This window comes from Microbulbifer maximicatervae (SeqCode), from assembly GCF_052467505.1.
On record NZ_CP174313.1, the window covers coordinates 4,354,716 to 4,381,038 of the forward strand.

A 26,323-nucleotide genomic window follows, 5' to 3' on the forward strand; every position below is an offset into this window, starting at 1 on the left:
GCCGAGTTTGGGGGGATGAAAATCAAGAGCGCCTAATTGATGACAACCAGGCCGGCTTTCACTATGTCGTAGTGACTGAGTTCTGGTACCTGCTGATGTAGGTCGCTTTCCAGTCGATCGATGGATTCCAGTTGTGTACACAAGCGGTTTGCAGACTGCTCAATACTCTTACCGCGCTGTTCCAGTAAGCGCTCCGCCTCTTCAGTGGCCTGTTCTTCAATGCTTTCTCCGCCGGTAAAGGCAGCTTTGAAGGCATGCCAGGCAATAGTTCCCGCGGACTCCATAGCGAGGCGTTCGATACGGGGTTCAAACTCTTCAGAGATGGTTTTCTCTATATAGTTACCCATTTCCTCGTTTCCCAGCTGGTAGATCTCGCCCTCTCGATTGAGGCGGTCCTCAGTGCGCTGGATCAGGTCGGCGGAAAACTGTTGGAGTTCGAGGATATCCGGGTGGTCCGGCCCGGCGAGGGTGCTGATGGCAATGGATAGGCCATCCATTGCAATATCGACCGCCTCAAGGGTGAGTACCAGTGTGTCGCGACCGGCGATGTGTAGCTGTTGGCGGTATTCCTGAAGTAGTTGCTCCTGCTGAGAATTGAGGGACAGCAACTCACCATCCACTGATAGCTGGTTGGGTAGCTGAAATGTCACCAGTTTTCCGTCTTCCCCATCGACGGTAAAGAAGTCCGGGCCTACTTCAATAGCGTAATTCGTAGACACTGTGCAGGTGCTGGTATCGACATGAAAAGAATCGTGGGCCATTGCCTGGGTACTGATACCGAGGCCTATCAAGGTTGAAAGTGCGATTGGCTTCCACATATGCCGGTTTCCTATTGTGTGTCTTTTCAATGTGACGCGCCTGAGTAGCCGAACAGATGCAGGCAGCTAGAAATATTCTTCATTTTTTCCTGACGCAGGCCCGGGGAGTGATGGCCAGGCGTGGATGTTCCAGCGGGTATTCTGTATTTTTAGCCCATAACACTTAATAAATTGAGGGTATTCAATGTTCATAAGCAGGCACATTGCCGCACTGTGCTTCTTGATAGTCAGCACAATGGCACAGGCCGGGAGCATCGCGGAGTACACCGCAGGCATGCATAGGCACAGCGGCTTCCACGACTTTTACTGGGACGAGGCTAACGGCCGGGTGTTGTTGGAGATCGATGAGTTTGAGCGCGAGCTGCTCTTGCTCACCGGGCTGGCCCAGGGACTGGGTTCAAACCCGGTGGGCCTGGATCGCAACCAGGTGGGTGAGAGCCGCTTGGTGAAGTTCCAGCAGTCGGGTAACAAGGTATTACTGCATCAGGTGAACCTGAAATACCGTGCCCAATCAGCAAATGCGGCTGAGCGCCGCGCGGTTGAGGAAGCTTTCGCTTCGTCCGTACTCTGGGGCTTCAAGGTGCTTGCCCAGAGCGATAAGGCGGTACTGGTGGACTTTACGCCCTTCCTGTTGAGCGATCAGCACGGCATTGCTACACGTCTCAAGGGCGCAGAGCAGGGCAGTTACAGTGTGGATAAGAGCAAGTCGGCAGTTTATCTGCCCCGCACAAAAAACTTTCCCAAGAATAGTGAGTTTGAGGCCCAGCTAACTTTTGCTGGATCAGCTCCGGGAAACTATCTGCGCGAAGTGGTTCCGACCCCTACATTGGTGTCCCTGCGCCAGCATATCTCCCTGATTGAATTGCCAGATAACGACTATGAGCCCCGCCGTTTTCACAGCCGCAGTGGCTACTTCCCGTTCGCTTATCGAGATTACGCTACGGCGATTGAAGAGCCTCTGGACCAGCGTTATATCTACCGTCATCGACTGGAGAAGAAGTCGGGTAGCGATGAGGTTGTGGAGCCGATTGTTTACTACGTAGATTCCGGAGTGCCTGAGCCGGTGCGCAGCGCCCTGATCGAAGGGGCGAGCTGGTGGGACCAGGCATTCGCTGCAGCAGGATTTAAAAATGCGTTTCGCGTAGAGATTCTGCCGGAGGGCGTCGATCCTTTGGATGTTCGCTATAACGTGATCAATTGGGTACACCGCTCCACTCGCGGTTGGTCCTACGGTTATTCGGTTTACGATCCCCGCACCGGCGAAATTCTAAAAGGCAATGTTACCTTGGGGTCCCTGCGTGTTCGCCAGGACTTTCTGATTGCTCAAGGGCTTGTACAGCCCTACCGCGGCGACACCGTCAGTACTGAGCAGCTAAAGAATATGGCCCTGGCCCGTATCCGTCAGCTGTCCGCTCACGAAGTAGGCCACACCCTGGGGCTGGCGCACAACTTTGCTGCCAGTAGCGAAGAGCGCGCTTCAGTAATGGATTACCCGGCTCCGCTGGTCTCTCTGCTGGGAGGTAAGTTGGACCTGACAGATGCCTACGCCACTGGCATCGGCAGTTGGGATAAGTTGGCGGTTCGCTATGGCTATGGCGAGAGCGATGATGAAAAAAGTTATCTCGACAGTGTTATCGCTGAGGCCGGGGAACAAGGGCTGCGCTTTATTTCAGACCCGGACTCCCGCACCATCAATAATGCTCACGCAGTCTCACACCTTTGGGACAACGGCACCGACCCATTGACGGAATTCCAGCGGATGGTCGACTTGAGGCGTCATGCCCTGGATAACTTCTCTGCGGCGGCAGCGCCGTTATCCGCGCCCCGCTCTGACCTGGAAGAGACCCTGGTGCCTGTGTACTACGGTCATCGCTACCAGGCGGAGGCTGTGGGCAAATTGATTGGTGGCTTGGACTATGACTATGTCTACAACGGTACCGATCAAAATAGCTATACCCTGGTGCCCGCAGAGCGACAACAGCGGGCAATTGATGCACTGCTGGATACACTTTCGCCGCAGTTTCTCACCTTGCCGGAGCAGGTCTTGCAGCTGATTCCGCCCAAGTCCTATGGCTACGAACGTACTATCGAGAGCTTCCCCTCATATACGGGGGTAGCTTTTGATGGGGTGGCTCTGGCGGAAGCGGCTGCTGGGCATACGCTATCAATCCTGATGGACCCGCAGCGCGCGGCGCGAATGAATCAACAGAGTGCCCGCAGCAGTGAGGTACCGGGGTTTGCTAGCCTATTGCAGCGCTTGAGCGCGCTGGCTCTGCAGGGTGAGGGTTATACCGGCCTGCAGGCGAGTGTGCACCAGCGGGTTAATCACGCCTATATCGAGCAGTTGATGTTACTGGCCAGTAATGCAAAGGCAGACGAATCAGTGCGGGCCAAAGCGCATTTGGAGCTGGCAAAACTTCTACAGGAAATTGGTTCTATGCGGCTGTTTGGCGATGATCCTGAGGGCTATAGTGCGCACTATTACTATGAGGCACAGCGCATCGATGCCTTTAAGCAGGGCAAGCTGGAAGTAAAACCTGGTGCGGTTAAAGCGTTGCCGCCAGGATCTCCGATCTGATCTGAAACGGATAAAAGGGGTGGGCTGTAAACGCTCACCCCCTTTGGGCATTAACCGCGAATAAACTGGGACTTCTTTACCCAGTGATTTCCTCGGTATTGTCGAGTGGGGGTTGGGTTTTTCTTCGCCCAGAAAAAGTGGCGGTTAAACTGAAATTCCGCATCGTAACCCTCCGCCAGCGCTGCCAGGGGCATGGCTTGCCAGCTGGTCTGGCGGCGTTTGCTGGTTGCCTCCAGCAGGTACTCTTGATCGTTCAAGATGGCCACTACCCAGGCGTGACCCTGACCTTTATGGGTTCCGAGTGCCACCCGCGCATCCACTCCCAATTCGATCAGCCAATCTGCCAGTAAAATAGCGTGGTCTTCACAGTCACCCCGCTTTTGGTAATAGGCCTGCCGGGATGTTTGCCAAATGTCTGACAAACCGGCGTATTGCAGGTGATCGTATTGGTACTCTTTATTCATAGCCAGTGTATAAAGAGGCACCCAAAGCTGTTGAGTCTTAAAGGGCTTGAACCCCACCAGGTAGCTGTTGGCAAAGTGGTGTTGCTGGTCCAGTCCCCGGGCGGACGCTGTCGCCGCCTCAATTCCCTGCCAGTTCCACACTGAGACATGAGCGCTCTCTTCCAGTGAGCGTTTGTCGACTACTTTCTGGATGGTTTTTTCTTCCAGAGGATAGCGGGTACCCACCACTCGCACTACACCTTGTTGTGAGTCCACAATACTGGCTAACTGACTGCCGCTGCTACCAAAGCTCCGTAAATTATCGGAAAGGGGGATTTCCGGTGTGCTTTTAGTTGGCGGCTCCTGTGTATTAGCTCGCCGTACAAGTTCAGGGGTGATCAGTGCGAGGGAAAGTATCAGTGTGATAGCCAGCCACTTGCGCATAGTGCTATCCCTTGAGGCCAAACGAAATAATGATGGCAACAAATATCAATATAGTTGATGCAAATATAGATACGGCGATATTGCCATTTTTTAGCTCGCCTTCGATATCTACAGAGCGAAGCAGTTTCTTATCAATGGTAATCAGTGCGGTGATACCAATAAATAACGCTAGCAGCGTATAAATTAGGTTAATGCCCAGGTTAAACAGGGTTGCCGTTAAAAATTCCAGTTCCATAAATCCTTCAGGCTAATTATGTTTATTAGTGACTGTTAATGGAATAATTTAAGCATAGGGCCTGATTGAGTGCAAAGGATGACCGACCCAGATAAACCGGCAGATGAATTTACAGGTGATTATCACCCTTAATTGGTAATCCGGACTTGTTGATTAGTATTTTATTTGGCTGGGTTGCAATTGGGGAATAGCTCTAGACGAAGAGTTGCTCCGTCGAAGGGCTTTTACGCTTAAGCTACCGGGAAAGCCGTTTGAAGAAGTGTATTTATTAGCTCGGTGTTATCCAGGCGGGAACCTGGATAACACACCGAGTTTGATTAGTTATCAATCTCGGTCATTTCATTCAATACAAACTCTTCAACGGCGCCCTCGGTTGCTTTCATATAGTCTTCCAGGTGCTTATTGTTCATGTGGGTTTGCCACAGATCGCGAGTTTCCCAATTTTCATAAAACAGGAAGTGTGCAGGATTGTCATTGTCTTGATGAAGGTTGTAATTAATGCAACCAGCTTCTGCTCGTGTTGTATTAATGAGTTTTAACAATTCAGATTTCACCAGGTCAATTTTGTCGGCCTTGGCTTTAATGTTGGCAACGATAGTGAGCCTGCTCATGTGAACGCCTCTTTGTTTCAATATGTGTTGGATTAAGGTTTGTACTCTTTTCCTTGATCCTTTCAGAGGAGACCTAGTGAACAGCTTAGCTGTCTCCTGGGTAAGGACTGGGATGTCGAGCTGATGAAGTCATTCTAGATCTAGATTGCATCGCTAGAAACACTATAATCTTTGAATCTTTATCAAAAATATATTGAAAATATGCAGCTTGAAGACTTGAGGGTCATTCTTAAAGTGGCTGAGTTTCGCAGTATCACTGCGGCCGCCGCCAGTCTCGACTTACGCACTGCAACTGCTAGCGCAGCGATCAAGCGTGTGGAGAGCGCGCTGGGAGCGGACTTGTTTATTCGCACGACGCGGCAATTGCGGCTATCCAGTGCTGGGGAAAGGTTTATTCCCAAATGTGAGGAGGCCCTCCTGACTTTGGACCTCGCCCGGCAAAATCTCAAGGAAGACAGCGGTCAGATAGATGGCGAGCTTCGCATAGGTGCATCCTCGGACCTGGGAAGGAACCTCGTAACTCCTTGGTTAGATCAATTGTTGCAGGAGCACCCGGGGCTGAGTCTAAGAGTGAATATCAGTGATAGCCAAGTGGACTTTTACCGGGATCCTGTGGATATCGCGTTGCGCTACGGCCCCCCAGCGGATGCCAACCTGTATGGTTTTAAGATTTGTGACGTGCCCCGTTTATTGTGTGCAACCCCGGCCTACTTACAGGAAAAGGGTTCCCCGAAAACACCGGAGGATCTCTCCGCACATAATGGCCTTTTTTATCAGCTTCACGAGATTGTGCACAATAATTGGGAATTTTTTCGGGGCGAAGAGATATACAAGATACGTATGTCTGGGAACAGGTCGTCAAATGACGGTGACCTGGTGCGACGTTGGTGTACCTCTGGCTATGGACTTGCCATTAAGTCATGTCTGGATATGTCTGCGGATTTACTTTCCGGTCAGGTAGTGGCCACTATGCGAGACTATAAACCCAAGGCGACGGAGCTATGGTTGGTATCTCCGGGGAGGCAGTCAATAACACCGACGGTACGATTAGTGCGCGACACTTTGAGAGAACGGTGTTCGGGCGTTTTAAAGCAGCTGCTCGCTGAGGGATTACTCTCTGAGAGCGATTTCAGTACGGGGGTGGATATATCTTGAGTCCCAAATAGTTTCTTAACCCTGTGGCTATCTATAAAAACTCTCAACAGGTTTTTCTCGGTTCTGGCAAAGGAAAGGGGAGCTTTGCTCCCCTTTCTTGTTTAAGCCCTAGTTAATCCGAATGGGATCAGGAGCCGGAGCAGCCGTAGGTATCCAGGTAGTCATAGGCTGCTTTTGCCTGGACGAGGCCGTAGCCGTAAGCATTATCTCTTCCCGCATCACCGAGATCTTCCGCTGTGGCTGTAAGGGCGTTGCGGATCTCTGTATTGCTACAGTTGGGGAAGTGGCTCCATACCAATGCGGCAACACCGGCAACGTGTGGGGTAGCCATGGAAGTGCCATTGAAATATTCGTAGCTTGTAGCCTCATTTTCCAAATCTACGCTGGCACTCAGCTGCGTGAGTAGAGTTGCACCATCAGTGTCAGAAATACCAACCGAGGGAATAGTGGTTACAGTATCGCTCAGGGTTGCGCTGGAGAGTAATCCCTCTTCATTGTTGTAAATAATCGCTCCGATACCACCACCGGACTCACAATTTAAAACTTTCTCCGCAAAGCTGATATTGCCTCGCGCAATCAGGCAAATCTTACCTGCCGCACTGGTGCAAGCGGATTCAGCCGTACCACAGTCTTCCATTGAACCGGTGATTGCACCAGCTGGGGTGCCTGATATTGGGGCTGATTCGATGTCAACACTGCCGACGGTTAAGCTAGAGATTCTGCCAGTATCAGTGGGAACAGAAGATAGAACCTGTACTCCGGGGGCGGAAAGTTCTACCTGGTCAGTCTGCTGAGAGGAGGACCAGATAGCTTTATCGCTATCGATAGCACCGACGGATACAACAGAGGAGTATGAGGCTGGGTAGGAGTGCGCAGTGTTACCGTCGTTTCCGGCTGCCGCGATGGACAGGATTCCCTGACGATTTAGGTTGTTAAAGGTTCGTCTTTCGAGGAAGTTGGCACTTTCACCGCCCAGACTCATATTGATGATGTTGGCACCATTGTCGGCACAAACCTCTGCGGCTGCCATCAGGGAGGAGGAGTAGGCCCAGCCGTCGCCATCAAACACTTTTACAATATGCAGGTTAATATTACTGCTGGGCATCACGCCAACGACACCAGTACCATTATTCATCGCAGCGATAGTGCCGGCCACATGGGTACCGTGACCGCTTTGATCTTCATACCAGTTACCTGCGCCGCTTGGGTCACTGGTACCAGTGACGGCGTTTCCGGATAAATCTTCGTGAACCAGGTCGTAGCCGGAATCAATAATACAGACTGTGCGGTTGCCGGCCTGAGTATCACCTAGTTGATCTGCCTGCACCATGGTGATCCCGTAGGGGGTTTCCTGGGACATCGGATACCGCTTAACGTCTTCTTCAATAAAAGCAACATCCGGGTTCGAGCGCATTTCTTTTAGGGTTGTTGCAGACATATGTGCTGCCATCGCATTCTGGCGGCGTATTTCAAGAGCCTGTCTTCCGCCTCTCTTCTTCATAAAAGACTTAACGGATTCGCCTTTTCCCTGCTTGAAAGTCACGATATAACGCTTGTCCTCAGCAGTGGCGTTGCCGGTCACGGCGAGCGCTAAAATGCTGGCTGCAAATACAGACAAGGATTTATTCATTGGATGCTCCTGAAGATTTCTATGTTTATTGTTGCTTTTGTCGACGTTCTAATTTCAAGTTTTTTAGTTGTTGATATTTACTTGAGCGTCGAAGAGGGGAATTTATCAGGCTTTTCTTGTCGTATGAATAATTATTTTTGACTGCTGTTGTTTTTGTTTTCTTATTGAATTTATATTTTGTTTTATTTTTATCTTTTTAAGGATGTTTTTAATTTTTTTTAAGTGTGGTCGTAGCTTTTATTTTTTGTTTGCTAGATTTTTAGGTTGTTTCTATTTCTGTGGGGAGTTATTGGGGTTTTAAAGTTGAAGCTCCGAGAGTCATCTTGATACCTAATAATGGAAATTGTGAGTTGGAGCAAAGAATTCTAGTTTGAATGCAGCATGTCAATTATTGTTGACTAGATGAGTAGCATTAAGGTGTGTTTCTATTTTTCATCGGTATTCATCCGTTTGGAACGATATAAGGCGGCCAGTCATACATGAGAGTACAGGCTGGCCGCTATCGCTAGCTTTTATCCCTCTTCAGTCGAAGTTGCGCCAGATAAATCCTTATCTACTTTGAGCTCGGTAACTGACCCCATACCAAGTTTACCAATTTTATCTTTTATCTTGGTTTTGTCTCCAACGATAATCCAGGTAAATTGATCAACCTTTAAAGTGTCTCGAGCAAGTGAATGGATCGAAGGTAGATCGACATTGCGAACTTCATTTGCATAACCTTCCATATAATTCAAAGGTCGATCGTAGGTAACCATTCCAGAAATAGCTCCTGATACAGCTCGAACTGTTTCAAAACGGCCGGGCAATTCATTGATTCGCTTGTCTTTAATTTTCTGCAGCTCGTCTTCTTTTGCTGGAGAATCGCCGACATAGGCTTGGAGTTCTTTATAAAGCTCTTTTAAAGATTCACTGGTCTTGTCCGTTTGAACTGGTGCATAGACTAAGAGCGGTTGCTGTCCTTTGGCCCCAGTCATAAATGAATAGGCTCCATAAGCCCAGTGCTTATCCTCCCGCAAATTCATATTAATTCGCGCGGTAAAAGTGCCTCCAAAGATATCATTCATCATATGTAAGGCTTCTCGCTGTGGCATCGTTTCCGACGGAGCCAGGAGGCCGCCAATAATTATGCTCTGTTCAGCTCCCGGTTTATCAATTAGATAAATTCTGGTTCTTTCTGGGTGCGCAACCTGTTGTAGATTCTTTGTAGGTAACGGCTCTTCGGGTGCTTTCCAATCTGCAAAGTGCTGCTCTAATTTTTTTGTCAGATCACCCATGCTGATATCTCCGACTGCAACCAGAGTGGCATTATCGGGGCGCATCCAGGTTTTGTGGTAATTTACCAGATCTTCACGGTTCAGGGAGCTGATAGAGCTTTCTGTTCCCGAACCGGTGAGAGGAACTGCATAAGCATGTCCTTCACCATATAAAAGAGGTGGCAAATTCCGCAACGCCATGTTTACCGGCTGGGTTTTTTCCTGCTGGATTCCTGCTATCCACCGAGCACGTTTCCGCTCAATCTCTTCATCGGAATAGGCTGGATGCATTACGATATCGGCAAACAAGGATATGGAGCTATCGAGATTGTTTTTTAATGCGTTGAGCCGTACAGAAGAAGTATCAATGTTCGAACCAGCCGAGATTCTGGCCCCTAACATTTCTGCTTTGGCATCAATCTCTAAGGCGCTTAATTTTTTAGTCCCTTCCTTTAGCATGGACATGGCATAGCTAGAGGTTCCCAATTTAGCACCCTGGTCTGCAGCGTAACCGGCATTAAACATAAGGCGAATATCGACTACTGGCGCAGAGTCGCGTTGGGCAAGTATCACTTTTAGACCGTTAGAGAGTTCCGTGGTCTGTAATTCTGGAAATGGGATGCTGGGGAATTCACCGGTATCGGGTAATTTAGACCTATCTGCACCAGTCTCGGAAGTAGTGTATTTGGGGAAAGGGTGTACTTCCAGATTATAATCACCACTGGAAAGCCATTTTACTGCGGCTTCTTTTACCTTTTGAGGGCTGGTGTTTTGCATTTTGGTTAACGCTTCCAGGTAAGCGTTGGGATTGTCGAGGTAGAGTTCACCCCGAGCCAAAATTACGCCCTTACCGCCCCAGCCACCTACCTGCTCGAGGTTGCGTGCTTGGGATGCATAGTGGCTCATATTAACCCTTGCAAGTTCCTCTTTGCTTGGCCCTTCCTTGAGAAAACGTTGTAGTTCTTCCTCAATGGCGGCCTCTACTGTTGCGAGTTCAACCCCGGGCTTTACATCGGCAACAATAGGGAAGATGGAAGACAATTCAAATTCATGCAGCCCAATATTAACTTTGGTAGCGATTTGATCTTCGTATACGAGGCGCTGGTAGAGCCGGGAGTTTTTTCCATCCCCCAAAACTGCTGCTGCCAGAGCAATAGCTCCAGCATCGTCGTGAGCTAGATTAGGGGTATTCCAGACTTTATAAAGACGCGATTGAGCAACTTGATCAAACATCTGCTCACGGCTGGACTGATCTCGCTTGGCAATCCACGCTTTTTTCTTGATAAGAGGAGGGCCGGAGGGAATGTCGCCAAAAAAATGGGCTGCTTTTTCTTTTGCTGTTTCTACATCAATATCACCGGCAAGTACTAGTACGGTATTAGCTGCGCCGTAATACTGTTTAAACCACTCGTGAACATCTTCAAGAGAAGCTGCATTCAGGTCTTCCATTGAGCCGATGGTGGTCCAGGAGTAGGGATGCCCAGCTGGATAAATTGCTTTCTGCATCCGCTCCCATACTTTCCCATAGGGCTGGTTCTGGCCCTGGCGCTTCTCATTCTGCACAACGCCACGTTGCTCATCGAGTTTTTCCTGAGTAATTGCGCCCAATAGATGACCCATTCGGTCAGACTCCATCCATAGAGCCATGTCTAAGGCATTGGAGGGTACTGTCTCGAAGTAATTTGTGCGATCCAGCCAGGTGGTGCCATTCATGCCCGTTGCACCAGCCAGTTCAAACGGTTTAAAAAACTCGTCATCGTAGTTTTCTGAACCATTGAACATCAGGTGCTCAAACAAGTGCGCAAACCCTGTTCTCCCAGGCTTTTCATCTTTTGAACCAACGTGATACCAGACACCCACGGAAACAATAGGAGCCTTGCGATCCTCGTGGACGATTACACGCAGGCCATTGGGCAGAGTAAATTTCTCATAATCTATTTTCAGGGACTCAAACTTATTTTCTAACTTCTCGGAGATAAACGGGTCTTTTTTGATCTCGGGATTTTTATTATTTTGGGGAGCGTCACTGCAAGCTGAGAGCGCAATAGCGAGCACTAATGGAGTACTGTACTTCCGTACCGTTTTCATAATGGTTTCCTTGTCCATTTTTCCTATAGGAGAGAGTTATCGTTCCATGGCTTTTTTTATAGTTCTAAACTGGCATTAGGTGATTTTCTTTGTGCTTCCATTAAATTAGATTTGGAGCACCAAACCAGCATTGGAAAACCCTGCATTGGTATAAGCAGAGAAAGCTGCCAGAAAGCCTGATAATAAATGGCTGGTTTGGGGCTTAGCAAATTTAAGTTGTAATTTTTTGGGCGTACGACTCAGTAGGCTTGGCGTATGATTTCAATACCCGGAAGAATCGCTCGATTCCAAGCAGCGTCAACTTCTGGTGAGTATTCCTCGTCGTGCTGCCTAATAGTAGCGAGCAGGGCGTCGAGCCATAGGCGATACCATTCTGGGCGGATATTATAGCCATTGCGATCGTGGCTTTTACCCAGAGCGCGCAGTTTGGTGTCTGGCATGCCGCGTGAATAAAGCACCAGCTGCATAATGCCGTTACGCAAAAGATGGCGCTGGGCCTTCATATCTGTATTGGCAAAGAGCTGGCGGATGTCTGTAGAACTTCCCATAAAGCGATCATAAAAATCCACAAAAAACTGTTCTTTATTGCAACAGCGCCCATAGCTTTGAAAAACGATATCACTGTCCGTTGGTTGCATCGTTTTGGTTACCTCTTATGTTGGCCACTCTCAGTTTTACTTTTAAGTGGCCTCTGTGACTAATATGCATTTGGAAGGGGGGCGGCGATTCTATCGATCGAACTTGGGTGCGGGAAGAGTAATTTGACTGTAAATGCGTGTTATCTGGCGTAATTAAAAAGTAGTTCTCAACCGGCGAATTACTAAATCGCCATTGTCACTTTGGGTTCCAATCAGCTTTCTCCTTATCGCTAGATGCCGATCGTGAGCCCCAGAGCATATGTATGGACCCTTATAGCTACTTAAATAGCGGAGCGATTGCGGCAGGCTCGTGAGGAAATCTAACGTTGCGATAAAGCTGTTTGAAAATTGGCTCCAGGTGTCATCTTAAATGGGAGTGATTGCTCGCTTATAGCGCAAGTCAAGGGCGATAAGCATCGACTACAACTGATTATATGACCCAGAAGACAGTAACAACTGCGCTAATAATGCGTAGATTGGCTGTTATAACAACGTATTCCCCTGTTTTTAATATCGGCATCGATAGGTTCCAGTTGATATAATCGCCGCCCACATTTTTCAGTTAATCGAAGTAGAAGAGGATTGGCTAATGGCGGTCAAACTGATGGCAGATCTCGATCTCGCTGGTAAGCGCTTACTTATCCGTGAGGACCTGAATGTACCGGTTAAGGACGGTCGTGTAACTTCCGATGTACGTATTCGCGCGGCACTACCGACGATAAAAGCCGCCATCGAAGCCGGGGCTAAAGTGTTGTTGATGTCCCATCTGGGGCGCCCCACAGAGGGGGAATACGCGGAAGAATTCTCCCTGGCCCCTGTTGCTGCACACCTGGGTGAGCTGTTGGGCCGTGATGTGGCGCTGGTCAAAGAATGGCGCGATGGCGTTGAACTGGCCGATGGGGAAGTTGCCCTGCTGGAAAATGTACGTTTCAACAGCGGTGAAAAAAAGGACGATGAGTCTCTAGCAAAGGCCTATGCGCAATTGTGCGACATCTTCGTGATGGATGCCTTTGGTACTGCCCACCGGGCCCAGGCTTCCACCCATGGTGTGGCTAAATTTGCACCGGTTGCTTGCGCCGGCCCTCTGTTGGCTGCTGAGCTGGACGCATTGGAGAAAGCCCTGGCTGAACCGGCGCGCCCGCTGGTTGCTATTGTTGGTGGTTCCAAAGTTTCTACAAAATTGACGGTACTCGAAAGCCTGGCTGACAAAGTCGATCAACTGATTGTTGGTGGTGGTATTGCCAATACCTTCCTGGCAGCCAGCGGCAAGCCAGTGGGCAAGTCCCTTTGCGAGCACGATCTGGTAGATACCGCCAAGGCCCTGATGCAGAAGTGTGATATCCCTGTGCCAACTGATGTAGTCACAGGTAAAGAATTCAGTGAATCCGCCGCAGCGGAAACCAAAAGTGCCGATGCTGTGGTTGAAGACGATATGATTTTTGATATCGGTCCGAAATCCTCCGAGCAACTGGAAGAAATTCTCAGCAGTGCGAAAACCATTATCTGGAATGGTCCTGTAGGTGTGTTTGAATTTGACCAGTTTGGCAACGGTACCGAGCACCTCTCTAAAGCCATTGCCGAGAGCGCAGCGTTTTCTATAGCTGGTGGCGGCGACACCCTGGCAGCTGTGGATAAGTATGGCATTGCCGACAAGGTTTCCTATATCTCCACGGGTGGCGGTGCCTTCCTTGAATATGTTGAAGGTAAGAAGCTCCCGGCGGTCGCTATACTGGAAAGCCGCGCACAAGACTAAATAACGAAAAATAAGGCCTGTTGCAATTTGCAGGCAGGTCATAAAAGCAAAAATACAAATACTACGAGTAGACGAGAAAGGAATTAATTATGGCTCTTATCAGCCTGCGCCAAATGTTGGACCATGCCGCAGAGCATGGCTACGGTGTACCTGCATTTAATGTAAACAATCTAGAGCAGATGCGTGCGATTATGGAAGCGGCCAAAGAGACCGATTCTCCAGTAATCGTTCAAGCCTCTGCGGGCGCCCGCAAGTACGCCGGCGCTCCCTTCCTGCGCCACCTTATTCTTGCCGCTATTGAGGAGTTCCCTGAGATCCCGGTAGTTATGCACCAAGATCACGGCACCAGCCCCGCCGTTTGCCAGCGCTCTATCCAACTGGGCTTTAGTTCAGTGATGATGGACGGCTCCCTTGAGGAAGACGGCAAGACCCCGGCTTCTTACGAGTACAACGTAGATGTCACCAAGCGCGCGGTGGATATGGCCCACGCCTGTGGTGTTTCTGTTGAAGGTGAGCTGGGCTGCCTGGGTTCCCTGGAAACCGGTATGGCTGGAGAGGAAGACGGTGTTGGCGCTGAGGGCAAGCTGTCCCACGACCAGCTGCTGACCGATCCGGAAGAGGCCGCTGACTTCGTACAGAAGACCAAGGTGGATGCCCTGGCAATTGCCTGTGGTACCAGCCACGGTGCTTACAAGTTTACTCGTCCGCCCACAGGGGACATCTTGGCCATCGACCGTATCAAAGAGATTCACGCTCGTATTCCAGGCACCCACCTGGTAATGCACGGTTCCTCTTCTGTACCCCAGGAGTGGCTGGCTGTAATCAATGAGTTTGGTGGTGAGATCCCGGAAACCTACGGCGTTCCTGTTGAGCAGATCTGTGAAGGTATCAAGTACGGTGTGCGCAAGGTCAATATCGATACCGACCTGCGCTTGGCCTCGACTGGTGCCACACGTCGCTTCCTGGCTCAGAACCCATCTGAGTTTGACCCGCGCAAATTCTACAAAGCCGCTATGCAAGCGATGAAGGAAATCTGTATCGCTCGTTATGAGGCGTTTGGCACTGCTGGTAATGCCAGCAAGATTCGCCCTGTTAGCCTCGATGTTATGAGCGAACGCTACGCTGCCGGTGAGCTGGAGCCGCAAATCAAGTAACAGTCTTCCACTGTTGCGAAGAGGTGGGCTCTATGCCCACCTTTTTCTTTTCAGGTTGTCTTTCCCGCTACGATATCACTACCCCTACCGCCAAAATGCAGTACCATTGCACTAATGGATACTTTGCAAGACCTCAGCACCTACGATAATAGCCCGGTAATAAAGCGCCCGGACTACTCGGCATTGCGTCAGAAGTTGCCTGAACTGGATTTCGGCGCTGACGAAACCCCTCTGTGCAAAGAGCTGCGGGATTATCGTAATTTTTACGATTTGCATTTTCCCCGAGCCCATAAGACCGGAGTCGGCACTTTTAAAGTTGCCGGATTTGAATTGGTTTCACAGTATTGGATGGTCGAGAATCCCAAGGGCACCTTGTTTATTTGCCATGGCTATTTTGATCATACGGGTATTTATGGTCCGGCAATCCGCTTTGGCCTGGAGCGGGATCTCAATGTAGTGATTTTTGATTTCCCCGGACATGGTTTATCCAGTGGTGAGCGTGTAGCTATCCATACTTTCCTGCAATACCGCCAGGCGTTTGATGGACTGTTGGAAATTGCGCGAAATAAGTTGCCCGGGCCCTGGCATGCAATGGGCCAGAGCACCGGTGGCGCTGCACTACTGGCCCATCTGCAATACAGCCGCTGGCAGCCTCTGGATAAGGTCTTTTTGTTGGCTCCCTTGGTAAGGCCGTCAAACTGGGCCTGGCTAAATCGCTGGAAATATTATGTGGGCCGCTTGTTTATCCGCGAACCCGGCCGGGCCTTTACGATTAATACCCACGATGTGGAGTTTTCTCGACGTCAGGCACTTAGGGACCCCCTTCAATCTCAATCAATCTCTATGAGCTGGCTCAGGGCGATGGTGGATTGGTTGCAGACATTTCCCCGCACGGCACGTAACCCGCGCCCGATCCTTTTGGTTCAGGGAACGGATGATAAAACCGTTGATTGGCGTTATGGTCTTCATGCTGTTCGGAATCGTTTTCCCAATTGCCACCGGGTATTGATACGCGGTGCCCGGCACCAGATGATTAACGAAACCCAACCTTATCGCCATCAAATATTAGCGGCGATGGATGAGTGGTTAACCAAATAGGCTGTGAGCGATAACTTGTATCGCTCAACTCGCAGAGTTTTGACCTGCACTTTTCACTCGGAAAGCCTTAGCGAATCTACTTAGTTAGAAGAAATGAACGCTCTGTAAATTTCCCCGATAAGGTCGAAGACGCCATCCATGCCTTATGCGGCGGTGCCCAAGTACAATATGTTCTTTCCTTCTCCTTTGGTCAAAAACTCTATTAATACTCCTCATGAGGCCAGCGCCAAGCCAGCCAAATAATAGCTAATTTGAGAATAATCTCGATAAATCCCAGATAGAAGTAAAAATACCAGGTGGACATTAAAAATGTTACAAATAAGAAAATAATGAAAGCTGAGGATGTAATAATATTTATCCAGCGAGAGATAGATGGTTTAAGTAATAAAGTAAGGGCAACCATAATACAGGGGAGTGACACAATGATTGATACAGTAAGTAGTGACTCTTGTGTGACCGCTCCAAATGGCCCGAACCCCTCAATTATTCTATCTATTTTTCCTGTCCTAAATAGCCCAAAGAAATCCCCATAGATGTAAAGTAGTACTACTGAAGCCCATAGCCCGGCTATTTTAATCTTAACATCTATATGACTGCCAGTGAGCTTGGTCGATGTGCTCTTTAAGTTGTCTTTATCGTTCATGACATTCCCTCGATCTTACTGGTAGATAACTTTTGATTTGATTCGGTAATAGTTGGTGGAGTTCTAATGCCCATAATTAGTAACCATAGACAGGTTCCGATCTCCCCTAGAGAGGCGGGTACTCTAATAAAAGCGGGGATTTGATATTCAGGGAAAAGTAAATTTGCGCAGAACCTTACTAAATAGCTAAGGCATCCTGCCATTAACAGTATGCCCAGTATTTTTGGTAGTAAGTTTGATTTGTAGACCAGGTATCCGAAAGGAAGTAACCATAATCCCCAGAGAGCATGGATTATTTGGATTCCGTTACTATACGATTTTAATAACAATAATACCTGGGTATAAATTTGTTCTTTTTCAAAAGTTAGGAGATATTCTGCTCCGCTAAGAAGTGTGAGAGCATCAACTTTGTTAACTATATTGAGTAGAGTAAATGGAATACTGGTGAGAGAAAAAATAACCATTAACAACGCACATCCTCTATTTACAGGTGCAAGTGTGCGATATAAAGCTAGTGGCAGTATTGAAAATAGTATATAGAGAAGTATCCCGCCTAAAATTCCTAATCTATATAGAAATTCATATTCCAGGATGTTTTGCGCTGTTAATGATGCATTTTCCCACGCTGTGGGAATTTTAGAAGGCACATATACTAAAGAAAATATTCCCAACAATATAGTAAGTAAATAAATAAGCCCAGAAAGTCTGGCATATTCTTTTTGAGTCATTTTATATCCTTGTAAAATCAAATTGACAGATAGAGAGCCAATAGTCGGTTAGGTCCTAGTCGCGGTACCCATATAAAGGGGACTGCGATGAAATTCCAACCACGGTAATCAGCTGGAATTTCATAAGAAGAATATGGTCAGCAAAGACGTACTTATGGTGTTGTTCCGTTGTGAATAGAGGTAAAGATTCTGTATCGCTAACGGTACTGAGACTATTGGGTGTGCGGTACTAGCTATTGACGCCATGGTGGTCTCTTTAGAGTCACTGTATGCAAAGAAACCTATTGGAATATTGAGTTGTGCGCTACCCAGCTAGGCATAGGCTGCGGAAAGCGTGGTTTGAAGTGCGGAATAGTGAGATAAGTGATTTGGGATGGTATGGCCATCCAGAAGCTTTGTGAGTCGCCAACCGTATGCGGCTCACACTGTTTAGCCTGCTGTTAATCGGGTTGTTGACTGGCTTTCTTGGATTCGGAGGGACTCGGTGTGGAGGCTGGCTTCTTGCGGGGTTTATCACTTTTCTCCGAAGTCTGTTTTGCACTTGTGGGAACTTTGTTAGTAGGGTATTCAACCTTACAGGTACCCTGTCCATTGTCCGATAGCACAATTTCATCCAGGTCATCCATTACCCGAATTGGGCCCGAATAGAATTTACGCATTCCCTTAATAAAGCCGATCTTGTCAGCTTCAGTAACGGGGGGTGGTATTAGGTGTGTTAAGGCAACCGATTTTACTCCCGCTTTGGTTGCCATCTTGGCAATGTCCAGAGTATTGGAATGGTAGTGGATAATTTGATTTGCCTTCTCATATCGCAAACGAGCGCGACGGTTATCCCCGGTTTGCTTCAGCTTGCTGATGTATTGGGCATAGCTGAGAGCCTCAGAAATCAGTAGATCGGCATCCCGTTCAATTGGCTCTAGCGCATCGAAAACATGGGTATCACCAGTAATGATGACTTTACAGGGGCCAAAACGTATCTCGTAACCAAATGCGGGAAAAACCGGTTCGTGATGTACGGCAAACACAGAGACATAAGTATCCCTGTGGTGCCACACATCTTGTACGACCTCGCTTTGATCCCCGGCAATATTCACTAGGTGGGGAGTGGCGACCGCTAGGACTGGATCGAGAATTCCCTGCCTATTTGCCGATCGAAAAAGGATGTCCGGCCCAAAACTCTTGTTAATTCCATCCAAAATGCGATGGATGCCGTAGGGTCCGTAGACATTAATAGGCGAGTCGGCACCAACAAACCAGGACTCGTTGATCACCATGGCCAAACCACCAAAGTGATCCGAGTGCCAGTGGGTAATAAAAATGGGGTCCAGCTGGGCGAGATTAAGGCCGAGCTGGCCAATTCTTGCTGTAGCTCCTTCGCCCGCATCGACGAGGAATAGTTTCCCACTGCTGCGAATAGCAACGCAGGCGGGATGGCGCAAGTATTGATAGCCCGGATCTGGCGTGCCAGTTCCACAAAAGTAGATGTGCATTTTGCCATCATCTTCCACATAAGGTGGGTAACGCTTCAGAGATTCAGGCTGCTCGGCCAGGCTTGAAATCGCGAAAAACACCCCGAGGGCAAGAGTGGCAAATATATCAACGATCAGTCGCATGGTTTTATAGATTCCAGTCGGTGCGGAAAATACATACCAAGGATATGCAGACATTTTTAAACGTACAAAAAAATGATTAACAATTTTGGTCAAGTATGTAGATGACGTGGACTCATGCCTTGTAAAGGATCAGGATTTAGGCTGCTATTAACTTAGTTTGTCATCAGGATTTTTATAGATGGTGGTTGGCTGTCCTTCCAGGCCGGAGTAAAAGAGAATAATAGTTACCGGAGTATCACCATCATTACGCCCATAATGCCATTTGTCGGTAACTTCGATAAATGCCTTACCTGCCCCCAGAGTAAGCGTTTCCTTCTGTCCTGGAAGTACAATGGTTAAAGTGCCCTCTGCTACATAGACACCATTTAGCACTGGATGCTTGTGTACGGGCATCTGTTCGCCCACCGGGATAGTAACGCTAACAATCGTTAATTCCGGTTGCCCCGGTTTCATTTTTGGTAGGGAATGTCCTTCCCAGTCCTTTGTAGAGGAAACTAGAGTTTCAAACTTTACGTCGTTGGTTTTGTCCTGGCCAAATATATTTTCCGAGATAAATGCAAGTGTCAGAATGGCAAGGAAAAGCAGGTGGCGGCTCATTGAACTTTCCGGCAATCTTATGGAGATTTATGTAATTCTCGATCAAGAATTAATGCTGTCCAATAAATTCGGGATAATCTCTACGGACCTACGTCGGAGAAAAAATTGGCTTTTAAATGCCCCCTACTAAAAAACTGATTACATTTGGCGGAATAGATGCAAGTAACGCCGGCTTACGGGGAGTATTTCTTCCCTATTTAGCAGGGTAATTTGAGCGGTATCTCCGTCCCTTATTACATGGCGAACGGCCTTTAAATTGACGACAACAGAGCGATGAACCTGGGCAAAGAGTTCGGGGTCAAGTTGGTGGGTTAGATCCTTTAATGGCGTGCGAATACAGGCTTCGAGATTGTTATTGCCGGATTCGCTCCAGGCGACCAGGGTATACTTCTCATCTGAACGTAAATAGTGCACATCTTCTACCGGTATCATCCGCAATTGCTGGCCTATGGAAGCGCGAATCCAGCGCAGGTATGGTTTGTCTTCCTTGGATTGAAGCTGTCTCGCTAATTGCTCGAGTAACTCCTGTTGATGATTGATGGGTTTGCAACTACTGAGCCTTTCCCTAAGCCGCTCGGTGGTATCGGCGAGCCGCTCAATCTCTACCGGTTTTACCAGGTAGTCCAGTGCACCCTGGCTAAAAGCTTCCACGGCGTAGTTGTCGTATGCGGTAACGAAAACTAAATGGGCCCGACGCCCGATACTCTGGGCTGCCTCAATACCGGACTTACCCGGCATATGGATATCCAGAAAACAGATATCGGGCTGCTTTTCTTCAAATAGTTTTACGGCTTCACGACCATTGCGGGCCTCCGCAACAACCTTCAGCTCCGGCCAGACACTTTTGAGTTTGCGGACCAAAGACTGGCGCAGCAGTGGTTCATCGTCAGCTACTAAGGCGGTGGTGGGCGTGGCACTCATATTTGCTCCTTGGCGGGGAATAGCAATTCGGCACAAAGACCTGTGGGCTGTTGGTCGATCAAACGCAAGCCTGCACTATCGCCATAGGTGAGTTGCAGTCGCTCTCTCAAAGTTGCCAACCCTGTCCCGAGACTGTTGGAATTGTCCTGGATGCCGATACCGCTATCGGTGACGGTGGCAATACAGAGGCCCTGTTCCAGCTTTATTTCAATATCAATACGTCCCCCTTCCTCACTGGGGTCTATGCCATGGCGGACGGCATTTTCAACCAGTGACATCAGAGACATGGGCAGGCAAGACTGACTTCGCACCTCGTCATCAGCGTTGATAGAAAATTCCAGGCGATCCGGCATACGCATTTGCATCAGGCCCAGGTAAGCCTGCACCAGAGTTAGCTCTTGCTCGAGGGTACTTTGCTCCGACTCAAGTTTCGGTACTGCGGCGCGCAGGTAGGCAATCAGGTTGTTCAGTAGTGCGGGTGCCTGAGGGGATGAAGACTCTACCAGCTCTTGTACATTGGCGAGTGTATTAAATAAGAAGTGTGGGGCCACCTGGGATTGCAATAAACGCAGCCGCGCATTAAGCGCCTGGTGCTCCAGGGCTCCCCGCTGCCGCTCAAAAAGTTGCGCCTGCTCTCGTACAGCAATATCCCGCTGGCGCAACAGCGCAGACATAGCGAGCCAGGGCCCGAATAACATGCCGGTCACCGCTATCAGGAGAAAACTCCAGTGTCGGCTGTGGTCCTGCCAAAGTGGAAGTGCCCCCGGTTCTGTCAAGGCAGGGGACAGGATTAGCAGCGATAGTGGAATAGAGATTGCCACACCCACCACCTGTATTACCCAGCGAGGTAATCGTTGAGGCAAGTTGCGCGGCCACTGCTCGAACAGGCAAAAAGTAATCAGTGCTGATATGGCAGCTGTGCTGGTTTGAAGTAGGAGCTCTGTATAAGTACCTTTCCAGCCGAAGCTGAGTAGCAGGGTCCAAAGCAGAGTAGCGAGCAAAACAGTCAGCGACCGCTGCCTGCTGGGTAGCAGTCGCACTTGAGCTGGGTTGGCTGTCGGCGAGTAATTCATGATGGCCGCCTTTGGTTAATTTAGGCGGCCATTCTTACACAGGTTTTACCGTTAAAGCGCTGCCTTACCTTGTAGATGCAGCTTTCTCCGCTGTGCCAATGCGTCGACTGAGTAGAGCGCTAGACCCAGCCAAACAAACATAAAGGTGGTGAGCTTTTCTTCGCTGAAAGACTCACCCAATACCTGGGTGGCGACCACCAGCATCAGTGTGGGGCCGATGTATTGCAGGAAACCCAATGTGGATAAGTTGAGCCTGCGCGCGGCGATCGTAAACAGCAGCAGGGGAACCAGGGTAATGGGGCCGGCAAAGAGCAGTAAGCTGTTTAACTCCAGGCTGTTGTTCAGCAAGTTGCTGGTGGGGCTGTCGCTCCAAAACAGGTAGATCACGGCCACTGGCAATATAAAGAGAGTTTCTACCGCGAGGCCGGTAAGGCTTTCCACAGGGGCCTGCTTGCGGGCCAAACCGTATAGCGCAAAGGAGCAGGCCAGGAACAGGGCAATCATCGGTATGCGACCAAACTGCCAAAGCTCATAGGCAATGCCGGTAGCGGCCAGCGCTACAGCGATCCATTGCAGTCGCCGCAGTTTCTCACCCAGGAACAGGACCCCCAGCAAAATATTGATCAGTGGATTGATGTAGTAACCCAGGCTGCCCTCGAGCAAATGGCCGTTATTGATCGCCCAGATAAACACCAGCCAGTTACCGCCGATCAATACCGTGGTCAGGGCCAGCATCCGCATCTTCTTGCCATCGCGCAGGGTCGCCAGAAAGTCCGGCATTTTGCGTACAATCAGCAGAATACCAATAGCGAGTACCAGCGACCAGATACTGCGGTGGGCAAGGATTTCCGCAGCGGGAATATCCTGTAATTTATTGAAGTACAGTGGCGCCAGCCCCCAAATGAGGAAGGCGGAAATCCCGGCGAGAAGGCCGGTTGAGGCGGAATCATTACTACGCAAGGGAGCACCTGCTGTGGATAACTCTGGCTTTGGTTCAGGGGTGGCACGTGGATGTGGTCACCTGGGCCTGAAGCAAAAGAATAGGTCTGGCCATTGTAGAAGCGGTGGCCGGGGGGGATCAATCTTTTTTACCGCGAGGAAGGCTCCGATTGGCGTGTCATTGGCGGGTATTTGTGGGTACCCGCCAACGACCTAAAGGCTTAGAAAAGCACACGGCAGCGCAGGGTGCCGGGGATACTCTTCAATTTTTCCAGTGCCAGATCAGAATACTCTGCGTCCACATCGATCACTACATAGCCCACTGTTTCATTGGTTTGCAGGAACTGTGCGGAGATATTGATGGCATTTTCTGAGAACACCTGGTTGATAGCGCTCAGTACACCGGGCACATTCTTGTGAATATGCAGCAGGCGGTGGGTATCCAGGTGACCGGGCAGTGCTACTTCCGGGAAGTTCACAGAGCTGGTGGTGGTGCCGTTGTCGGAGTAGTGAGCGAGTTTCTCCGATACTTCTGTACCGATATTCTCCTGGGCCTCCACAGTGGAGCCACCTACGTGAGGGGTCAGCAGCGCCTTATCGATTCCGCGTAGGGGAGAGACGAATTCGTCGCTGTTGCCACGGGGCTCAACCGGGAAGACATCGATTGCCGCACCGGCCAGGTGATTGCTCTTCAGTGCTTCTGCCAAGGCATCAATATCTACCACAGTGCCGCGAGAGGCATTGAGGAGAATACTGCCGGGCTTCATCTGCGCGATCTGCTCGGCGCCCATCATCATTTTGGTGGAAGGCAACTCTGGTACATGCAGGGAGACCACATCGGATTCCGCCAACAATTCCGGTAGTGAGTTTACTTGGGTGGCATTGCCCAGCGGCAACTTGGTAATCACATCGTAGAACCTGACTCGCATCCCGATAGCTTCGGCCATAACAGAAACCTGGGAGCCGATAGCGCCGTAGCCGATAATGCCCAGGGTTTTGCCACGGGCCTCGTATGAGCCCACCGCTGACTTCTGCCAGCCGCCGCGATGACACACAGCATTTTTCTCTGGAATACCGCGCAGCATAAAAATAGTTTCGGCAATAATCAGCTCGGCAACGCTGCGAGTGTTGGAGTAGGGCGCATTAAATACCGCGATACCCAGTTCCGTCGCCGCCTGTAAATCCACCTGATTGGTGCCGATGCAAAAACAGCCTACAGCTACCAGTTTGGATGCATGTTCCAACACTTTGCGGGTTAACTGGGTACGCGAGCGAATACCGATAAAGTGCGCATCGGCAATTTTCTCGATCAATTGATCTTCAGGCAGGGAGGTCTTGAGGTACTCCACATTGGTGTAGCCTCGGGAGCTGAGTAAGTCGACGGCGGACTGGTGTACGCCTTCCAGCAACAGGATGCGGATTTTATCTTTTTGCAGGGACTTCTTTTGATCGGAACTGTGCGGAGCCATAAACTATCTCTTCACTGAGTGCAAATAACAGGTGCAAAGTGCTTAGATCACTTCTTCGGGGGTGCCGCAATTTTGGCGAAGGCGCGATCATAGCACATGCAGCCTCCAAGGCTTTATTCGAAATTTCTATCCTAACTATCTTGTTTATCTATGTACCAACATCAATTTACCTGTGGCAGTGAAGTACCGTTTGGTTTGGGGAAGGTTGTCTGTGTGGGGCGCAATTACGCAGACCACGCGGCGGAGTTAAATAATCCGGTGCCAGAAGAACCCCTGCTATTTATCAAGCCGGCAACAGCAGCGGTACCTATGGCAGACACCATCCATTTACCAGCGGGGCGCGGCAGTTGTCACTTTGAAGGGGAGCTTGCCCTGTTGATTGGTAAGCGCTTGAGTAATGCCAACGTGGCAGAAGTCCCTGGGGCCATTGCTGGCTTGGGCCTCTCCCTGGATTTAACTTTGCGCGACCTCCAAACGAAGCTGAAAAAAGCGGGACATCCTTGGGAAAAGGCCAAGGGGTTCGATAAGTCATGCCCTCTTTCTCCCTTTGTGAAACTCGATTGGTTGCCGGACTGGGACAAGCTCAGCTATTCCCTATGGCTGAATGGTGAACTGCGCCAGCAGGGTAAAACCGAAAATATGCTGACACCAATTCTCGATCTGGTGGCCTATGTCAGCAGTTATTTTACGCTCGAACCCGGTGATGTGGTTTTGACGGGCACACCGGCGGGAGTGGGCGAATTACACCACGGCGATAATCTGGCGATGCAGTTGGAAGATGATTGGCTGCGTGTGGAAACGCAGGTTGCTTAATTCGCAACTATGATATGACTCTTTGATTTGTGATCACATTTTCGATATAACCGGGAAAACTATCTCCAAATTAAATGAGGTGTGTCATGTCAGCGAAAAATAATGTCCCCCAAAACCTGCAGGAATGGCAGGCTCTGGCGGCCTCACTGAAAATCGAGGGCCGTGCCTTTATCAATGGCAGCTATGTCGATGCCCTCTCCGGTGAAACTCGCGCCACTTTTAATCCCGCAAATGGTGAAGAGCTGGCGCAAATTGCCAGTTGCGGTCCAAATGACGCGGACTTGGTGGTAAAGGTAGCTCGGGAAACCTTCGAGTCTGGCGTTTGGTCGAAAATGCCGCCAATGCAGCGCAAAAAAATTATGGTGCGCTTTGCAGAGCTGATTGAAGAGAATCTGGTGGAAATTGCCCTGCTCGAGAGCCTCGATGCGGGTAAGCCGATTGGCGATACCATGGCCGTGGATGTCCCTGGAGCGGCCACTACGATTCGCTGGAGCGGTGAAGCAATCGACAAGATTTACGATGAAGTGGCCCCGACCGGCCCCGGTGAGCTGGGCTTGGTTACCCGTATGCCCCTGGGGGTGGTGGCCGCCATTGTGCCCTGGAACTTCCCTTTATCCACTACCGCTTGGAAACTGGGGCCGGCCCTGGCCACCGGCAACAGCGTTATCCTGAAGCCCGCGTCTAACACACCGCTGACCGCGATTAAGCTGGCGGGCCTGGCTAAGGAAGCGGGCCTGCCAGATGGTGTGTTAAATGTGCTACCGGGGCCGGGAAGTAGCTTGGGCAAGGCCTTGGGCCTGCATATGGATATCGATTGCCTGACCTTTACGGGTTCCACCGAAGTAGGCAAAACCCTGACCGAATACTCAGGTCAGTCCAACCTCAAGCGTACTTTCCTTGAGCTCGGCGGTAAAAGCCCGAATATTGTATTTGCCGATGCAGATCTGGATAAGGCGGCCGAAGCGGCGGCCTTGGCCATTTTCTACAACCAGGGGGAGACCTGCACCGCCGGATCGCGTCTGCTGGTTGAAAAATCTATTGCCGATGAATTTATTCAAAAGGTGGCTAAAGCGGCAGAGTGCTTTAAGCCCGGGCATCCGCAAAACCCAAGTACCCGTATGGGTGCCCTGATCGATCGCAGCCAGTTTGATACGGTTGAATTTTACGTGGCCAAGGGCCTGGAGCAGGGTGCCCAATTGGTTTGCGGCGGCAAACCGGTAGATGAAGTAGCAGGCGGTTACTACTATGAGCCAACGGTATTTCGCGGTGTCACCGGTGACATGACGATCGCCCGTGAAGAAATCTTTGGCCCGGTACTGTCTGTTATCGAGTTCGAGACAGAGGAAGAAGCACTCGCCATTGCCAACGACTCAATCTACGGCCTGGCGGCGGGTATCTGGACCAATAACCTGGGGCGTGCCCACCGTATGGCCCGGGATATATACGCCGGCTCTGTTTGGGTAAATAACTATTTTGGCGGTGATATCACCGTACCATTTGGCGGTTTTAAGCAGTCTGGAAATGGCCGCGATAAGTCGCTACACGCGCTGGATAAGTACTGTGAACTCAAGTCCACCTGGATTGATTTGAGTTAGCTTCTCAGCTTTGAGGGCCGGATTCCCGGTCCTC

Annotated in this window: 22 protein-coding genes; 7 read left to right on the forward strand and 15 right to left on the reverse strand. The window is 49.8% G+C overall.

Annotated elements, in window-relative coordinates; translation table 11 throughout:
- Positions 1 to 32: 32 nt before the first annotated feature.
- Positions 33 to 818, reverse strand: coding sequence for a DUF2884 family protein (locus ACJJIN_RS19225; protein ID WP_413663664.1), 786 nt, complete (start codon positions 816 to 818; stop codon positions 33 to 35).
- A 184-nt stretch (positions 819 to 1,002) separates the two neighbouring features.
- Between ACJJIN_RS19225 and ACJJIN_RS19230 the strand changes: the two genes are divergently transcribed.
- The gene (locus ACJJIN_RS19230; RefSeq protein WP_444895810.1) at positions 1,003 to 3,396 is read left to right on the forward strand and encodes a zinc-dependent metalloprotease; all 2,394 of its coding nucleotides are present in this window, start codon (positions 1,003 to 1,005) and stop codon (positions 3,394 to 3,396) included.
- Positions 3,397 to 3,446: 50 nt separating this feature from the next.
- On the opposite strand, the gene ACJJIN_RS19235 is transcribed toward ACJJIN_RS19230, so the two are convergent.
- From ACJJIN_RS19235 to ACJJIN_RS19245, 3 genes are all read right to left on the reverse strand, one after another.
- Positions 3,447 to 4,283: a transglutaminase domain-containing protein gene (locus ACJJIN_RS19235; RefSeq protein ID WP_282930871.1), complete on the reverse strand. Its 837-nt coding sequence runs from the start codon at positions 4,281 to 4,283 to the stop codon at positions 3,447 to 3,449.
- Between the two features lie 4 nt (positions 4,284 to 4,287).
- A complete protein-coding gene (locus ACJJIN_RS19240; protein ID WP_108734840.1) occupies positions 4,288 to 4,518 on the reverse strand; it encodes a DUF350 domain-containing protein in 231 nt (76 codons plus the stop codon).
- Between the two features lie 317 nt (positions 4,519 to 4,835).
- Positions 4,836 to 5,129 (reverse strand): putative quinol monooxygenase, encoded by a 294-nt coding sequence (locus tag ACJJIN_RS19245; protein ID WP_282930872.1) that lies wholly within the window; start codon positions 5,127 to 5,129, stop codon positions 4,836 to 4,838.
- 201 nt (positions 5,130 to 5,330) lie between these two features.
- On the opposite strand from ACJJIN_RS19245, the gene ACJJIN_RS19250 reads away from it, so the two are divergent.
- Positions 5,331 to 6,284, forward strand: a complete 954-nt coding sequence (locus tag ACJJIN_RS19250; protein ID WP_413663661.1) for a LysR family transcriptional regulator — start codon at positions 5,331 to 5,333, stop codon at positions 6,282 to 6,284.
- A gap of 127 nt (positions 6,285 to 6,411) precedes the next feature.
- Here ACJJIN_RS19250 and ACJJIN_RS19255 read toward each other — a convergent pair whose 3' ends face one another.
- The 3 genes from ACJJIN_RS19255 to ACJJIN_RS19265 all read right to left on the reverse strand — a co-directional run bounded on the left by ACJJIN_RS19255 (position 6,412) and on the right by ACJJIN_RS19265 (position 11,893).
- Positions 6,412 to 7,914 carry a S8 family serine peptidase gene (locus tag ACJJIN_RS19255; RefSeq protein WP_444895811.1) on the reverse strand — a complete coding sequence of 501 codons (1,503 nt, stop codon included), beginning with the start codon at positions 7,912 to 7,914 and terminating at the stop codon, positions 6,412 to 6,414.
- A 512-nt stretch (positions 7,915 to 8,426) separates the two neighbouring features.
- Positions 8,427 to 11,255 (reverse strand): M16 family metallopeptidase, encoded by a 2,829-nt coding sequence (locus tag ACJJIN_RS19260; protein WP_444895812.1) that lies wholly within the window; start codon positions 11,253 to 11,255, stop codon positions 8,427 to 8,429.
- A gap of 239 nt (positions 11,256 to 11,494) precedes the next feature.
- Entirely contained in the window at positions 11,495 to 11,893 is a 399-nt protein-coding gene (locus tag ACJJIN_RS19265) for a globin (protein ID WP_413663658.1), read from the reverse strand.
- 589 nt (positions 11,894 to 12,482) lie between these two features.
- Here ACJJIN_RS19265 and ACJJIN_RS19270 point away from each other — a divergent pair.
- The 3 genes from ACJJIN_RS19270 to ACJJIN_RS19280 all read left to right on the forward strand — a co-directional run bounded on the left by ACJJIN_RS19270 (position 12,483) and on the right by ACJJIN_RS19280 (position 15,898).
- Positions 12,483 to 13,646 carry a phosphoglycerate kinase gene (locus tag ACJJIN_RS19270; RefSeq protein WP_444895813.1) on the forward strand — a complete coding sequence of 388 codons (1,164 nt, stop codon included), beginning with the start codon at positions 12,483 to 12,485 and terminating at the stop codon, positions 13,644 to 13,646.
- Positions 13,647 to 13,735: 89 nt separating this feature from the next.
- Entirely contained in the window at positions 13,736 to 14,800 is a 1,065-nt protein-coding gene (gene fba, locus ACJJIN_RS19275) for a class II fructose-bisphosphate aldolase (protein ID WP_282930878.1), read from the forward strand.
- Between the two features lie 114 nt (positions 14,801 to 14,914).
- Positions 14,915 to 15,898 carry an alpha/beta hydrolase gene (locus ACJJIN_RS19280; RefSeq protein WP_282930879.1) on the forward strand — a complete coding sequence of 328 codons (984 nt, stop codon included), beginning with the start codon at positions 14,915 to 14,917 and terminating at the stop codon, positions 15,896 to 15,898.
- Between the two features lie 202 nt (positions 15,899 to 16,100).
- Here the strand turns inward: ACJJIN_RS19280 and ACJJIN_RS19285 are convergent, their stop codons facing one another.
- The 8 genes from ACJJIN_RS19285 to serA form a co-directional block, all read right to left on the reverse strand.
- A complete protein-coding gene (locus tag ACJJIN_RS19285) occupies positions 16,101 to 16,541 on the reverse strand; it encodes a DUF6326 family protein (RefSeq protein WP_444895814.1) in 441 nt (146 codons plus the stop codon).
- A complete protein-coding gene (locus ACJJIN_RS19290; protein WP_444895815.1) occupies positions 16,538 to 17,269 on the reverse strand; it encodes a DUF4386 domain-containing protein in 732 nt (243 codons plus the stop codon). Before ACJJIN_RS19290 ends, ACJJIN_RS19285 begins: the two co-directional genes overlap by 4 nt.
- A 440-nt stretch (positions 17,270 to 17,709) precedes the next feature.
- Complete coding sequence (locus ACJJIN_RS19295; RefSeq protein ID WP_444895816.1) at positions 17,710 to 18,936, reverse strand: MBL fold metallo-hydrolase; 1,227 nt, start codon at positions 18,934 to 18,936, stop codon at positions 17,710 to 17,712.
- A gap of 93 nt (positions 18,937 to 19,029) precedes the next feature.
- The gene (locus ACJJIN_RS19300) at positions 19,030 to 19,479 is read right to left on the reverse strand and encodes a cupin domain-containing protein (protein ID WP_444895817.1); all 450 of its coding nucleotides are present in this window, start codon (positions 19,477 to 19,479) and stop codon (positions 19,030 to 19,032) included.
- Positions 19,480 to 19,617: 138 nt separating this feature from the next.
- Positions 19,618 to 20,400, reverse strand: a complete 783-nt coding sequence (locus ACJJIN_RS19305; protein ID WP_444895818.1) for a LytR/AlgR family response regulator transcription factor — start codon at positions 20,398 to 20,400, stop codon at positions 19,618 to 19,620.
- Positions 20,397 to 21,473 carry a sensor histidine kinase gene (locus ACJJIN_RS19310; protein ID WP_444895819.1) on the reverse strand — a complete coding sequence of 359 codons (1,077 nt, stop codon included), beginning with the start codon at positions 21,471 to 21,473 and terminating at the stop codon, positions 20,397 to 20,399. The genes ACJJIN_RS19305 and ACJJIN_RS19310 overlap by 4 nt, the downstream gene beginning before the upstream one ends.
- Before the next feature lie 51 nt (positions 21,474 to 21,524).
- Positions 21,525 to 22,433, reverse strand: coding sequence for an EamA family transporter RarD (gene rarD, locus ACJJIN_RS19315; RefSeq protein ID WP_444895820.1), 909 nt, complete (start codon positions 22,431 to 22,433; stop codon positions 21,525 to 21,527).
- 200 nt (positions 22,434 to 22,633) lie between these two features.
- Positions 22,634 to 23,881, reverse strand: coding sequence for a phosphoglycerate dehydrogenase (serA, locus tag ACJJIN_RS19320; protein ID WP_413663649.1), 1,248 nt, complete (start codon positions 23,879 to 23,881; stop codon positions 22,634 to 22,636).
- Between the two features lie 150 nt (positions 23,882 to 24,031).
- On the opposite strand from serA, the gene ACJJIN_RS19325 reads away from it, so the two are divergent.
- Both ACJJIN_RS19325 and ACJJIN_RS19330 read left to right on the forward strand, forming a co-directional pair.
- Complete coding sequence (locus ACJJIN_RS19325) at positions 24,032 to 24,694, forward strand: fumarylacetoacetate hydrolase family protein (RefSeq protein ID WP_282930887.1); 663 nt, start codon at positions 24,032 to 24,034, stop codon at positions 24,692 to 24,694.
- An 86-nt stretch (positions 24,695 to 24,780) separates the two neighbouring features.
- Positions 24,781 to 26,289, forward strand: a complete 1,509-nt coding sequence (locus tag ACJJIN_RS19330) for an aldehyde dehydrogenase (RefSeq protein ID WP_444895821.1) — start codon at positions 24,781 to 24,783, stop codon at positions 26,287 to 26,289.
- Positions 26,290 to 26,323: the final 34 nt, after the last annotated feature.